This window comes from Streptomyces sp. CC53 (genome assembly GCF_001865245.1).
Classification (GTDB): Bacteria; Actinomycetota; Actinomycetes; order Streptomycetales; family Streptomycetaceae; genus Streptomyces.
In genome coordinates this window covers 24,549-38,729 of sequence record NZ_MKXB01000151.1, presented here as the reverse complement: position 1 = coordinate 38,729, position 14,181 = coordinate 24,549, and the positions used below count along the sequence as shown (strand labels likewise).

Sequence of the window (14,181 nt, the reverse complement as noted above, 5' to 3'; positions counted from 1 at the left end):
GCGGAGGCGGCGGTGAGCGTGCCTGCGTTGATGGCGTTCGCGCTGGCGCTCCTGTGGGGGCTGGCCGCCGCGGCCGCCCACATCCAGTGCGTGGACGCCGCCCGTGCGGGTGCACGGGCGGCAGCGAGGTCCGAGGCGGCGACCTCGGTCGTGGCCACCGCGCGGGCGGCCGCACCGCAGGGCGCGCGGGTGGCCGTACGGAGGGACGGGGAGCTCTGGCGGGTCCGCGTCGAGGCTCCTGCCCCCGGACCCGCCGCCTGGACGTTGACACTGACCGCCGAGGCGGCCGCCCTCGCCGAGGACGCGGTGGGATCCGAACCGGTGGAGGCGCTGTGATCGCCTGGCCGCGGGGGAAGCCCACAGGTGACGGGGGCTCGGCGACGGTGTGGGCCACGATGGTCACGGGGACGCTGTGCTTCGTCTTCGCCGCGGTCCTCGCTCTCGGGCAGGCCGTGGCGGCCCGGCACCAGGCGGGCGGCGCGGCGGACCTGGCCGCGCTCGCCGCGGCCGACACGGTGCTGCGCGGCCCGGCTGCCGCCTGCGCGGCGGCTGCCCGCGTCGCCGAGGCTCAGCGCACGGAGCTGGTCCGGTGCACCGTCCACGGCGAGGTCGCGGACGTGACGGCCCGGGCCCGTTTCGGCCCCTGCACGGCCGACGTCAGGGCGAGGGCGGGCCCTGCGGATCCGGAGGCACAGGCGGTTCCCGTTCCGGCAGCGCGGGCTCCGACAGGCCCGAATGTGCAGGACATCCGGCCTCGGACCGGCGGGCGCGCGCCCCCCGAGGCTGGGGACTGCGCCGCCCTGCCTGACCCAGGCACGGCGTCTGGCCAGGGCGGCACCGGGCCACGTGGCCCAGGTACGGCGTCCGGCGGGGCCGGCAGCAGGCCACCTGCCTCGGCTACGGCGTCCGACGGCGGGGGCGGCACCGCCCCGCCTGTGTCGGCGACGGCGTCCGGCAGGAACCGCAACGCCCCGCCCGTGTCCTGGACACGCGTCCGGTGGGGCCGGCGCCGGGCCGCGTGCCCCGGACACCTCACCCGGGTGAAAGGCGCCCCACCACGTCGTCCGGACACCCCGTCCGGCGGCACCGGCTCCGCGGCCCCGGTGCCCGGTCCTCAGGGCTGCGGGCGCTGCCTAGGAAGAGCCTTCGGGTGACTGTGGGGCGCCCCGCAGCAGCTCCGTGAGGAGGCGTACGGCGCCGCGCTTGTGCAGAGGATCGTTGCCGTTGCCGCACTTCGGGGACTGGATACAGGAAGGGCAGCCGGCCTCGCACTCGCAGGACGCGATGGCCTCCCGGGTGGCCGTCAGCCACGACCGCGCCGTGTGGAAGGCCCGCTCAGCGAAGCCGGCGCCGCCGGGGTGGCCGTCGTACACGAACACCGTCGGCAGCAGTGTGTCGGGGTGGAGCGGCACCGACACCCCGCCGATGTCCCAACGGTCGCAGGTGGCGAAGAGCGGCAGGAGGCCGATGGAGGCGTGTTCGGCGGCGTGCAGGGCGCCGCCCAACTGCTCCGGGTTGACCCGGGCGGCGTCGAGCTGGTCCTCGGTGACCGTCCACCACACGGCGCGGGTGCGCAGCGTGCGGGGTGGCAGGTCCAGCTTGGTCTCACCCAGCACCTCCCCAGTGATGAGGCGGCGGCGAAGGAAGGAGACGACCTGGTTGGTGACTTCGACGGAGCCGTAGCAGAGCCGGCCGTCTCCCCAGGGGATCGCGGTCTCGGTTTCGAGGACGGAGATGGAGGTGGTGTCCCGGGCGGTGGTCGAGTACGGCGGACTGGCCTCCTCGACCAGTGCGACGGAGTCCTTCAGGTCCAGGTCTCGCACGAGGTAGGTGCGGCCCTGGTGGAGGTGCACGGCGCCTTCGTGGACGGATGTGTGCGCGGCCGACGCGTCCACGGTGCCCAGCAGCCGTCCCGTGGCGGCCTCCACGACCCGTACGGGGCTGCCGCCCCCGCCGCGGATGTCCGCCAGGTCGGCGGCGCGCTGACGGCGGGTCCAGTACCAGCCGGAGGAGCGTTTCCGCAGCAGGCCGGCTGCCTCCAGCTGCGGCAGCAGACCGGGCGCGGCCGGGCCGAACAGGGCCAGGTCCGCTTCGGTCAGGGGCAGTTCGGCGGCTGCCGCGCACAGGTGTGGGGCGAGGACGTACGGGTTGTCGGGGTCCAGCACCGTCGATTCCACGGGCTGCCGGAAGAGTGCCTCGGGGTGGTGGACGAGGTAGGTGTCCAGGGGGTCGTCGCGGGCGACGAGGATCGCGAGGGCGCCTTGCCCGGCCCGTCCGGCGCGGCCGGCCTGCTGCCACAGCGAGGCGCGGGTGCCGGGATACCCGGCGATCACGACCGCGTCGAGGCCCGAGACGTCGATGCCGAGCTCCAGGGCGGTGGTCGCCGCCATGCCGAGCAGTTCACCGGAGTGGAGGGCCTGCTCCAGGGCGCGGCGCTCCTCGGGCAGGTAGCCGCCCCGGTAGGCCGCGACGCGGCGCGCCAGCGAGCGGTCGACTTCGGCCAGGCGTTCCTGGGCGATGACCGAGATCAGCTCGGCGCCGCGCCGGGAGCGCACGAAGGCCACGGAGCGCACCCCCTGCACCGTCAGGTCGGTGAGCAGGTCGGCGGTCTCGGCGGTCGCTGTGCGGCGCACCGGAGCGCCGTGTTCTCCGTGCAGTTCGGTCAGTGGCGGCTCCCACAGGGCGAACAGCAGCTCGCCGCGGGGCGAGGCGTCGTCGGCCACCTCGTGCACGGGCACTCCGGTGAGGCGTCCCGCGGCGGCGGACGGTTCGGCGGCGGTGGCGGAGGCGAGCAGGAAGACCGGCGCGGAGCCGTAGCGGGCGCACAGTCGGCGCAGTCGGCGCAGGACCTGGGCGACGTGCGAGCCGAAGACGCCGCGGTAGGTGTGGCACTCGTCGATGACCACGAAGCGCAGTGCGCGCAGGAAGGAGGACCAGCGGGCGTGTGAGGGCAGTATGCCCCGGTGGAGCATGTCGGGGTTGGTGAGGACGTAGTTGCCGTACTGGCGGACCCACTCCCGTTCCTCGACGGGCGTGTCGCCGTCGTACACGGCCGGGCGGACGCGGGTGCCGAGAGGTGACGCGAGGGCCGCCACGGCGCGCCGCTGGTCGGCCGCGAGCGCCTTGGTCGGGGCGAGGTACAGCGCTGTGGTGCCGCGGCCGTTGGGCGCTTCGGAGCCGTCCAGGAGCGTGGACAGCACGGGCGCGAGGTAGGCGAGGGACTTGCCGGACGCCGTGCCGGTGGCGATGACCACCGACTCGCCGTCCAGGGCGTGCTCGGCGGCGGCTGCCTGGTGTGCCCACGGATGGTCGATCCCCGCCTGGTGAATGGCGTTGATCACTTCTGGGCGGATGCGATCGGGCCAGAGGGCATGCCGACCCGCTCTGGGGGGCAGGTGCTCCGTATGAGTGATGCGCGCAGCCCGGTTTGCCCCTGCGGTGAGCCGGTCGAGCACCGTGCCGGGGGAGGGGCTGCTCACCCCGCTCTGGGCGGGGTGACGGGGGCGGTGATTCCTTGCCATCGGCACCGAGTGTGTCACCGGCATGACGGACAATGCTCCCAAGGCGTCGTGCATGGCTGCTGGTAAGTGATTGAATGCCATGGCGGCTGGCGATCCGTCCCCAGGCTCCGTCGGGGAGACCCGGGGGGCGGCCGCTCGATAGCAAGGTGCTGGAGGATCCGTGGACCTGTCCCTGTCGACTCGCACTGTGTCCGGCCCGGGTGGCGACCGCACGGTCGTCGAGGTCGGTGGCGAGATTGATGTGTATACCGCGCCCAAGCTGCGCGAGCAGTTGGTCGAGCTGGTGAATGACGGCAGCTACCACCTGGTCGTCGACATGGAGGGTGTGGATTTCCTGGACTCGACCGGCCTCGGCGTGCTCGTGGGCGGTCTGAAGCGCGTACGTGCCCATGAGGGTTCGCTCCGACTGGTCTGCAACCAGGAGCGCATCCTCAAGATCTTCCGGATCACGGGCCTGACCAAGGTGTTCCCGATTCACACGACCGTCGACGAGGCGGTCGCGGCCACCGACTGAGGCGGTCGGCCGACGCGGCCCGCAGTGCGCGTCGTCGAACGGCCTTCCGGACGATGTCCCGAGCTGGATGGATCACCCGGTTCGGGGCCCGGTCGGCGGGCCCGAACGCCGTGAACCGGGCGGGCGGGGCGAACCAGCCTTGCCCCGCACCGGTCACCGGCCTTTCCACCGACCGGTCCGCCGGTCGTGGTGGCGAGGCGGTCAAGGGTCGGCCGGGTCGTCCCCGGGTGATCCTGCGGTGAGGCGCGCAGCGGTGCGGCGGATCCACCTTTCGCGGTCCGCGGACGCGTCGGCACGGGGTCGCGGGGACCCGAGAGGGGCCCCGGCCCCACGTGCGGGGCCGCACGCGGGCGGCCCCGACGCGCCGGATACCCGGGCACGCCCGGGCGGTCCGGGAGGAACGGCGGAGGGACCCGGAAGCGCACCCGGACCTTCCGAGAACCACGCTCGTAAGCCCGAGGGGGACAGCATGGCCACCGTGGAACTCCGCATCAGCGCCCAGCCCGAGCACGTCAGGACAGCGCGGCTCGTGGCGGCCGCCGTGGCGCGCATGGCCGGGGTGGACGAAGCCGTCCTGGACGAGGTCAGGCTCGCCGTCGGTGAGGCCTGCTCCCGGGCCGTCGGGCTGCACCGCAGCAACCACGTCCTCGCGCCCGTGCGCGTGCTGCTGACCGAGGAGGAGAAGGCGTTCTCCATCGAGGTCGGCGACGAGGTGCCCGGCGCCGGAGTCGCCGCGGCCGACGCCGCCGGGGTGCCGGGGGAGCGGGGGCACGCGTCGCAGCCCGACTTCGACGACGCGGAAGGCGAGGACGAGATGGGCCTCGCCGTCATCAGCGGCCTCGTCGACGACGTGGAGGTCTCCGCCGGAGAGCGCGGCGGTGTCATCCGGATGAGCTGGCCCCGGTCCGGTTCCGCCGCACGCGCCTGACACGGTTCGCGCGACGCACGCCCGGGACGAGAAGCCCGGTGAGGCCCTGCTGAGCAGGGCCTTTTCCCTGTCCGCCGCCCAGCGCACCGGAGGCGCGCGTTCCGCCGCTCGGCCGCAGCCCCCGGCCGCGGTTGCGGCGAGCGTTTGCCGAGCGACGCGCCGCGGCTGATTCTGTTCCTCATCGCCCCGTTCCATCCGGATGCCGCCGGATGCCGCTCACGCGAGACGCCAGGGAGGACGCATGGCGGGACTCCTCGACCCACCGCCTCTCGCGGCCGCGGAGCTCACCTCGGGGAACCGGGTCATCGTGCTCGTCATCGCGGGTGTCGCCCTGCTCGCTCTGGTCGTCGCCCGACTGCTGGTCCGTCAGGTGCTCGCCGCGGGCGAGGGCACGGACGCGATGAAGAGGATCGCCGCAGCCGTCCAGGAGGGCGCCAACGCCTACCTGGGGCGGCAACTGCGCACCATCGCCGTCTTCGCCGTCGTGGTGTTCTTCCTGCTCATGCTGCTTCCCGCCGACAACTGGTCGCAGAGAGCTGGCCGCTCGCTCTTCTTCCTCGTGGGTGCGCTGTTCTCCGCGGCCACCGGGTACATCGGCATGCGGCTCGCCGTACGCAGCAACGTACGGGTCGCCGCCGCGGCACGGGAGGCCACGCCCGGGGCCGGAGAACCCGAGAAGGACCTGACGGCCGTCTCGCACCGGGCGATGAAGATCGCTTTCCGGACCGGCGGCGTCGTCGGCATGTGCACCGTCGGGCTCGGGCTGCTCGGTGCCGCCTGCGTCGTGCTGGTCTACGCCGCGGACGCGCCGAAGGTACTGGAGGGCTTCGGCCTGGGCGCCGCACTCATCGCCATGTTCATGCGGGTCGGCGGCGGCATCTTCACCAAGGCGGCAGACGTCGGAGCGGACCTCGTCGGCAAGGTCGAGAAGGGCATCCCCGAGGACGACCCGCGCAACGCCGCCACCATCGCCGACAACGTGGGCGACAACGTGGGCGACTGCGCGGGCATGGCCGCCGACCTCTTCGAGTCGTACGCGGTGACGCTGGTCGCCGCGCTGATCCTCGGCACCGCCGCCTTCGGCGACCTCGGCCTGGCCTTTCCGCTGGTGGTGCCGGCGATCGGCGTGGTCACCGCGATGATCGGTGTCTTCGCCGTCGCGCCGCGCCGGGCCGACCGCAGCGGGATGACCGCCATCAACCGCGGCTTCTTCCTCTCCGCGGTGATCTCCCTGGCGCTCGTGGCCGCCGCCGCCTTCGTCCTCCTGCCGGCCACGTACGCGGAGCTGGACGGCGTCACCGACGGCGCCGTGCTCGGCCATGCCGGAGACCCACGGGTCCTCGCCGTCGTCGCCGTAGCCGTCGGCATCGTCCTGGCCGCCCTCATCCAGCAGCTCACCGGTTACTTCACGGAGCCAGGGCGGCGCCCCGTCAAGGATGTCGGCAGGTCCTCGCTGACCGGCCCCGCCACCGTCATCCTCGCGGGCGTGTCCCTGGGCCTGGAGTCCGCCGTCTACACCGCCCTCCTCATCAGCCTCGCCGTGTACGGGGCCTTCCTGCTGGGCGGTGCGTCGATCACGCTGGCGCTGTTCGCCGTCGCGCTCGCCGGAACGGGACTCCTCACCACCGTCGGCGTCATCGTCGCCATGGACACCTTCGGTCCCGTCTCCGACAACGCCCAGGGCATCGCCGAGATGTCCGGCGACGTCCGCGGCGCCGGCGCGCAGGTCCTCACCGACCTCGACGCCGTAGGCAACACCACCAAGGCCATCACCAAGGGCATCGCCATCGCCACCGCGGTCCTCGCGGCGTCCGCGCTCTTCGGCTCGTACCGGGACGCCATCGCCACCGCGGTCGCGGACGTCGGCGCCAGGGCGGACGAGCTGACGCTCAGCATGGACATCTCGCAGCCCAACAACCTCGTGGGGCTGATCCTCGGCGCCGCGGTCGTCTTCCTCTTCTCCGGGCTGGCCGTCAGCGCCGTGTCCCGCTCCGCGGGCTCCGTGGTGTACGAGGTGCGCCGCCAGTTCCGGGAACACCCGGGGATCATGGACTTCAGCGAGAAGCCCCAGTACGGGCGCGTCGTCGACATCTGCACCAAGGACGCCCTGCGCGAGCTCGCCACCCCCGGGCTCCTCGCGGTGCTGGCGCCCATCGCGGTCGGCTTCACCTTCGGCGTGGGCGCGCTCGGCGCGTACCTCGCGGGGGCCATCGGCACCGGCCTCCTCATGGCCGTCTTCCTGGCGAACTCCGGCGGCGCCTGGGACAACGCGAAGAAGCGGGTGGAGGACGGCCACCACGGCGGCAAGGGGAGCGAGGCGCACGCCGCCACCGTGATCGGGGACACCGTCGGCGACCCTTTCAAGGACACCGCCGGTCCGGCGATCAACCCGCTGCTCAAGGTCATGAACCTGGTCGCGCTGCTGATCGCCCCGGCCGTCGTCCGCTTCGGCCACGGTGACGACGCCAGCCCTGCGGTACGGGCGGTGGTGGCGGTCGTCGCGATCACCGTCATCGTGGCGTCGGTGTACGTCTCCAAGCGGCGGTCCGTAGCCGGGGACGACGGCGGTCCGCCCGACGGGCCCCGGCAGGCCGCGGGATCCCCGGACGAGGCGCCCGTGCCGTAGCCCCGCTTCCGGTGAGCCCCTTGCGATGCCCAGTCCGTACCGCCCGTCGCGGCACTCGGCGCCCCGGGACGGGGCCCACTTCGGGGGGCGATGCGGTGGTGCTCACGTCGTGAGCCTTGTCTCTCTTGGTGCAAATGGCTTCAATGGGGTACGAACCGGGCGTACGGCCTGCGGGCTCGACCTACCGGGCGTGTATGTTCCGGGGCCGAGAGCCTTGGAAGGGACCGATCCGGTGAACAAGAAGCTTGCAGCCGCACTGTCCGGCGGCGCGGTGCTGGTACTCGTGCTGTCGGGTTGCAGCGACGACGGCGACGACGGCAAGGCGGACGCCTGGGCCAAGACGTTCTGCGACCAGGCCAAACCGCAGTTCCAGAAGCGGGCCGACGCCCAGCAGGCCATCATCTCGACCCACGCGGACAGCAAGCCCGCCGAGGTCCAGGCCGCCGACTCGAAGGCGTTCCAGGACATCGCGGACACGGAGAAGGCACTCGCCAAGGCCGTGCAGAGCGCCGGTGTCCCGCCGATCGAGAACGGCGAGCAGCTCCAGAAGGACGCGATCAAGGAACTCGGCGCCACGGCCACGGCGTACGAGGGACTGCGCAAGCAGGTCGACGCCCTGGACCCGAAGAACCAGCAGGCGTTCGCCGACGGCCTGCAGGACGTCGCGGCCGGCCTGAAGAAGATCGAGAAGATGGACCAGGACGCGCTGGCCAAGCTGCAGTCCGGGGAACTGCGGGACGCCATGGCCCGCCAGCCCGGCTGCCAGAAGGCCACCCCCTCCGCGGTGCCGTCCGCGTCCGCCGACGCGGAGGCCAAGCCCGGAGCCGGGGCCTCGTCGCCCGCGGCCAAGGCGCCCGCCTCCGGCTCCCCGTCCGCCAAGGCCGCGGAGTCGGCGAGCGCGAAGCCCGAGTAGCCGCCGGACGCCGAACCGTACGGGCCGCCGGGCACCCGCGCGGCGGCCCGGTTGTCCACAGGCAGCCGGGCCGTTTCGCCGTCTGTTCGTGGCGGCGGTCACAATGAGCGGGTGAGTACGACCAGCCAGACCACCAGCCTCCCGGTGCCCGATCGCGCCGACCGCCTCCGTGCGGCGTTCCTCGCCGCCGGCTTCACCGCCGACGGGCTGCTCGACCGGCTCGGCGCCCCGGCCTACGCCGCCCTCGCCCGCAGCGAGACGGTCCCCGCCCTGCGCGCCACCAGCGGCACGGGGCCCCTGGACTCCCTCGTACGGCTGTTCCTGCTCCAGCGGTCCGTCCCGCTGGAGCAGGCGAAAGCCGCTCTCCCCCTGGACGAGGCCCTCGCCGACGGATGGGTGGTGCGGGACGGCGACGGCGCCGCGGAGACCGTGCGCGCAACCGTCGACGTACGGCCGCACGGCGGTCCGCAGGGCCAGGACTGGTACATCGTCTCCGACCTGGGCTGCGCCGTGGGAGGCGCCGGCGGGGCGGGCGGCCGGGGCGAGGGCGTGGTCCTCGGGGTCGGCGGCGCCTCCACCACACTCGCGGGCCTCACGGTGCGGACGCCCGTGGCGTCCGTGCTTGACGTGGGCACCGGCAGCGGCATCCAGGCACTGCACGCCGCCCAGCACGCCACGCGGGTGACGGCCACCGACCTCAACCCGCGGGCCCTCGTCTTCACCCGGCTCACCCTCGCCCTGTCGGACGCGCCGGAAGCCGAGCTGCACACCGGTTCGCTCTACGAGCCCGTGGGCGCGCGGACGTACGACCTGATCGTCTCCAACCCGCCGTTCGTGATCTCGCCCGGGGCCAGGCTGACCTACCGGGACGGCGGCATGAGCGGCGACGACCTGTGCCGCACCCTCGTCCAGCAGGCCGGGGAGCGGCTCAACGAAGGGGGGTACGCGCAGTTCCTCGCCAACTGGGAGCACGTGGAGGGCGAGGACTGGAAGGAACGGGTCCGCTCATGGGTGCCGCGCGGGTGCGATGCCTGGATCATCCAGCGGGAGTTCCAGGACGTGACGCAGTACGCCGAGCTGTGGCTCAGGGACGCGGGGGACCACCGCGCCCTTCCCGAGGAGTACGCGGCGCGGTACGAGGAGTGGCTCGACGCGTTCGAGGCGCGACGGACCCGGGCGATCGGCTTCGGCTGGATCACCCTGCGCAAGGCCGCCGCCGAGCGGCCGTCGATCGTCGTGGAGGAGTGGCCCCATCCGGTCGAGCAGCCGCTGGGCGACACGGTCGTGGCGCACTTCGCGCGGCAGGACTACCTGCGGAGGCGGGACGACGCGGCGCTGCTCGCCGACCGGTTCGTCCTGGCACCGGAAGTGGTCCAGGAGCAGGTGGGCCGGCCGGGAGCCGAGGACCCGGAGCATGTGATCCTCCGGCAGAACCGCGGCATGCGGCGCGCCACCAGGGTCGACACCGTGGGCGCGGGCTTCGCGGGAGTGTGCGACGGCAGTCTGACGGCGGGGCGGATCCTGGACGCGATCGCCCAGCTCATGGGCGAGGACCCCGTCGTCCTGCGGGACCGCACGCCCCAGGCGATCCGCCTCCTGGTGGAGGAGGGCTTCCTGACCCCGGTCGACGAGCCCGCTCACCCCGCCGCGTCCGTCTGACGGCGAGCCCTGCGGGCACCGGGGGCCGGAACCCCGCCGGTGGGGCCGCCCGGGCCACGTGGGGCGGGGTGGGCTCCGCCTGTGTGGCGACCGGCTCCGCCCGGCGGCTGGGCCCGCGCCTGCGGCCGTACCCGGGGCGGGCATCCCGGCCGCCCGCGCGTCGCCCGCGTCCGCAGGCGTGCCTTCCGGCAGCCTCCTCGCGCGAGCCCTCCGGCAGCCGACGCACGAGGCCGCGGTCGGGGAGCCGCAGCCCGTGGTTCCGGGGCGCCGGTGAGGAGTCGGACGGCCGCTCGCGGGGGCGTCCACAGCGCCTCAGGACCCGTGGTGTCGGTCCAGTCGGGTGAAGGGCGGCGGCGGGTCCCGCGCCGTTCACCCGCAATTCGTGCTCCCGACGCACGGAAGTGCCAGCCTCGGCCCCGGGGGGACCCGCGGCCGCCGCCCGGCGGCGGCGCGCGGGGTGCCCATGACGCGCATCACAGACGGAACGGGGTACGGGCATGGAGAGCGGACCGGCCATTTTCGCCGGCGCGGCGTTCACGCTGTTCGGGGCCGGCCTGCTGGTGTGGACCGCCGCCCGCGTGCGGCACCGCGCCCCCGTCGCGCACGGGGTGGACCCGACGACCGCGGCCGTGTTCGCAACAGCGTTCGGCGCCGTGCTGCTCGCGCTCGGCGTGTGGTGCTTCGGCCGCGTCTGAGCAGCTCGCCTCACGGGGACGGACCGGTCGGAGAGGGCGCGGCCCTCCCTGTCCTCGTCGGCCGCGAGTCGCTTGCGGGCACGCCGCCGGTCCCCCTCTGCGCTTCCGACGGGACCCGGGCGCACCGCGGCTGAGGGCCCTGCTCACACCGGGCGCCCCGCCGGTCGCGCACCCGGGCGGGAGACCTCCGCGGCCGCTCGCCGGAACGTGGCCCTCCGCGCCGTGAGGAGACTCCGGGCGGCAGGAATGCCAGAAGTCGGGTTACCGTTCGAGTGGCCGTTGCGGGCTTTTGCCGTTTGACACGGGGGCGGGTTGTACCGTCACACTCCGCAGCGACAGCAGCGCCACAGCCGTGGCGCAGTGCCCGCGGTGTGCGCGGAAGCCCTCGTCACGGGGCACGCACCGCGTCGCACGTGCCACCGAGCGTCGACCGGAGAGAAGAGCGAACGTTGTCCCCGACCAGCGAGACCGCGCAGGGCGGCCGCCGACTCGTCATCGTCGAGTCGCCTGCCAAGGCGAAGACGATCAAGAGCTACCTCGGCCCCGGCTATGTCGTCGAGGCGAGCGTCGGGCACATCCGCGACCTTCCGAACGGGGCCGCGGAGGTCCCCGAGAAGTACACCGGCGAGGTGCGCCGCCTCGGCGTGGACGTCGAGCACGACTTCCAGCCGATCTACGTCATCAACGCCGACAAGAAGGCCCAGGTCCGCAAGCTCAAGGAGCAGCTGGCCGCCTCCGACGAGCTGTACCTCGCCACCGATGAGGACCGCGAGGGCGAGGCCATCGCCTGGCACCTCATGGAGGTCCTGAAGCCCAAGGTCCCGGTCCACCGGATGGTCTTCCACGAGATCACCAAGGACGCCATCCGTCAGGCCGTGGCCAACCCGCGCGAGCTGAACAAGCGCATGGTCGACGCCCAGGAGACCCGCCGCATCCTCGACCGCCTCTACGGCTACGAGGTGTCCCCGGTCCTGTGGAAGAAGGTCATGCCGCGGCTGTCGGCCGGCCGCGTCCAGTCCGTCGCCACCCGCCTCGTCGTCGAGCGTGAGCGCGAGCGCATCGCGTTCCGCTCCGCCGAGTACTGGGACCTGACCGGCACCTTCGGCACCGGCCGCACCGGCGACACCTCCGACCCGGCGGCGTTCGCGGCCCGGCTCACCGCCGTCGACGGCCGCCGCATCGCCCAGGGCCGCGACTTCGGCCCCGACGGCCGCCTGAAGGGCGCCCAGGTGCTGCACCTCGACGAGGCGAACGCCCGCGCCCTCGCGGCGGCCCTCGCCGACACGGCGTTCAGTGTCCGCTCCGTGGAGTCCAAGCCGTACCGCCGCTCGCCGTACGCGCCGTTCCGCACCACGACCCTCCAGCAGGAGGCCAGCCGGAAGCTCGGCTTCGGCGCCAAGGCGACGATGCAGATCGCGCAGAAGCTGTACGAGAACGGCTTCATCACGTACATGCGTACGGACTCGACGACGCTGTCCGACACGGCCGTCGCCGCGGCCCGTGCGCAGGTCACGCAGCTGTACGGCGCCGACTACCTGCCCGACGCCCCCCGCACGTACGCGGGCAAGGTCAAGAACGCGCAGGAGGCGCACGAGGCGATCCGTCCCTCGGGTGATCGTTTCCGCACGCCCGCCGAGACGGGACTGACCGGCGACCAGTTCCGGCTGTACGAGCTGATCTGGAAGCGGACCGTCGCCTCTCAGATGAAGGACGCCGTCGGCAACTCGGTGACCGTCAAGATCGGCGGCCGGGCCGCGGACGGCCGTGACGCCGAGTTCAGCGCGTCCGGCAAGACGATCACCTTCCACGGCTTCATGAAGGCGTACGTGGAGGGGGCCGACGACCCGAACGCCGAGCTCGACGACCGTGAACGCCGCCTCCCGCAGGTCGCCGAGGGCGACGCGCTGGCCGCCCGGGAGATCACGGCGGACGGCCACGCCACCAAGGCGCCGGCCCGCTACACCGAGGCGACGCTGGTCAAGGAGCTGGAGGAGCGCGAGATCGGCCGCCCGTCGACGTACGCGTCGATCATCGGCACGATCCTGGAGCGCGGCTACGTCTTCAAGAAGGGCACCGCCCTCGTCCCGTCGTTCCTCTCCTTCGCCGTGGTCAACCTGCTGGAGAAGCACTTCGGCCGGCTCGTCGACTACGACTTCACCGCGAAGATGGAGGACGACCTCGACCGCATCGCCCGCGGCGAGGCCCAGGCCGTGCCGTGGCTGCGGCGCTTCTACTTCGGCGAGGGCGAAGGCGCGGGCACGGGCGGCGCCGCCGACGCAGGGAACGGCGACGGCGACCACCTCGGCGGCCTGAAGGAGCTCGTCACCGACCTCGGTGCGATCGACGCCCGCGAGATCTCCTCCTTCCCCGTCGGCAACGGCGTCGTGCTCCGCGTCGGCCGCTACGGCCCGTACATCGAGCGCGGCGAGAAGGACACCGAGGGCCACCAGCGCGCCGACGTGCCCGCCGACCTCGCGCCCGACGAGCTGTCCGTCGAGTACGCGGAGGAGCTGCTGGCCCGGCCGAGCGGCGAGTTCGAGCTGGGCAACGACCCGCACACCGGGCACGCGATCGTCGCCAAGGACGGCCGCTACGGCCCGTACGTGACGGAGATCCTCCCGGAGGGCACGCCCAAGACCGGCAAGAACGCCGTCAAGCCGCGCACCGCGTCCCTCTTCAAGTCCATGTCGCTCGACACGGTGACCCTGGAAGACGCGCTGAAGCTGATGTCGCTGCCGCGCGTCGTCGGCACCGACGCCGAAGGCGTGGAGATCACCGCGCAGAACGGCCGCTACGGGCCCTACCTGAAGAAGGGCACCGACTCGCGCTCCCTGGAGGCCGAGGAGCAGCTCTTCACGATCACGCTGGACGAGGCCCTCGCGATCTACGCCCAGCCGAAGGCGCGGGGACGGGCCGCCGCCAAGCCGCCGCTGAAGGAGCTCGGCAACGACCCGGTCAGCGAGCGTCCGGTGGTCGTCAAGGACGGCCGCTTCGGGCCGTACGTCACGGACGGCGAGACCAACGCGACCCTGCGGTCCGGGGACAGCGTGGAGACGATCACCCCGGAGCGGGGCTTTGAGCTGCTGGCGGAGAAGCGGGCCAAGGGGCCGGCCAAGAAGACGGCGGCGAAGAAGACCACCGCGAAGAAGACCGCCGCCAAGAAGACGGCGGCGAAGAAGACCACCGCGACGAAGACGACCGCCAAGAAGACGACGGCCGCCAAGACGGCCGGCGCGGCGAAGAAGACCGCCACGAAGACCGCCGCCAAGAAGACGGCCGCGGCCCGCTCCGCCGGTTCCGAGGACTGACGCGGCACGGCGCCCCG

Annotated in this window: 10 protein-coding genes; 9 read left to right on the top strand and 1 reads right to left on the bottom strand. The window is 73.2% G+C overall.

Going from position 1 to position 14,181, the window contains the following annotated elements:
* Positions 1-12 precede the first annotated feature (12 nt).
* Positions 13-336, top strand: coding sequence for a TadE family type IV pilus minor pilin (locus tag BJP40_RS35630; protein ID WP_302848968.1), 324 nt, complete (start codon positions 13-15; stop codon positions 334-336).
* Between the two features lie 59 nt (positions 337-395).
* Positions 396-1,154: an Rv3654c family TadE-like protein gene (locus tag BJP40_RS36335; protein ID WP_079171254.1), complete on the top strand. Its 759-nt coding sequence runs from the start codon at positions 396-398 to the stop codon at positions 1,152-1,154.
* Here the strand turns inward: BJP40_RS36335 and BJP40_RS16520 are convergent.
* Positions 1,134-3,602, bottom strand: a complete 2,469-nt coding sequence (locus BJP40_RS16520; RefSeq protein ID WP_079171231.1) for a DEAD/DEAH box helicase — start codon at positions 3,600-3,602, stop codon at positions 1,134-1,136. The two genes, BJP40_RS36335 and BJP40_RS16520, sit on opposite strands and share 21 nt — an antisense overlap.
* Before the next feature lie 79 nt (positions 3,603-3,681).
* Here BJP40_RS16520 and bldG point away from each other — a divergent pair, with 79 nt between their 5' ends.
* The 7 genes from bldG (at position 3,682) to topA (ending at position 14,164) form a co-directional block, all read left to right on the top strand.
* Positions 3,682-4,035: an anti-sigma factor antagonist BldG gene (bldG, locus tag BJP40_RS16515; RefSeq protein WP_071274042.1), complete on the top strand. Its 354-nt coding sequence runs from the start codon at positions 3,682-3,684 to the stop codon at positions 4,033-4,035.
* A gap of 469 nt (positions 4,036-4,504) precedes the next feature.
* On the top strand, positions 4,505-4,963 hold the full coding sequence (locus BJP40_RS16510) for an ATP-binding protein (protein WP_071274039.1): 459 nt from the start codon (positions 4,505-4,507) through the stop codon (positions 4,961-4,963).
* Between the two features lie 241 nt (positions 4,964-5,204).
* Positions 5,205-7,589 (top strand): sodium-translocating pyrophosphatase, encoded by a 2,385-nt coding sequence (locus BJP40_RS16505; protein WP_107416790.1) that lies wholly within the window; start codon positions 5,205-5,207, stop codon positions 7,587-7,589.
* Between the two features lie 232 nt (positions 7,590-7,821).
* The gene (locus BJP40_RS16500) at positions 7,822-8,502 is read left to right on the top strand and encodes a small secreted protein (protein ID WP_071281011.1); all 681 of its coding nucleotides are present in this window, start codon (positions 7,822-7,824) and stop codon (positions 8,500-8,502) included.
* Positions 8,503-8,613: 111 nt separating this feature from the next.
* Positions 8,614-10,161 carry a methyltransferase gene (locus BJP40_RS16495; protein ID WP_071281010.1) on the top strand — a complete coding sequence of 516 codons (1,548 nt, stop codon included), beginning with the start codon at positions 8,614-8,616 and terminating at the stop codon, positions 10,159-10,161.
* Positions 10,162-10,658: 497 nt separating this feature from the next.
* The gene (locus tag BJP40_RS16490) at positions 10,659-10,856 is read left to right on the top strand and encodes a hypothetical protein (RefSeq protein WP_071281009.1); all 198 of its coding nucleotides are present in this window, start codon (positions 10,659-10,661) and stop codon (positions 10,854-10,856) included.
* Between the two features lie 449 nt (positions 10,857-11,305).
* Positions 11,306-14,164, top strand: coding sequence for a type I DNA topoisomerase (gene topA, locus BJP40_RS16485; RefSeq protein WP_071281008.1), 2,859 nt, complete (start codon positions 11,306-11,308; stop codon positions 14,162-14,164).
* The last annotated feature ends 17 nt before the right edge of the window (positions 14,165-14,181 follow it).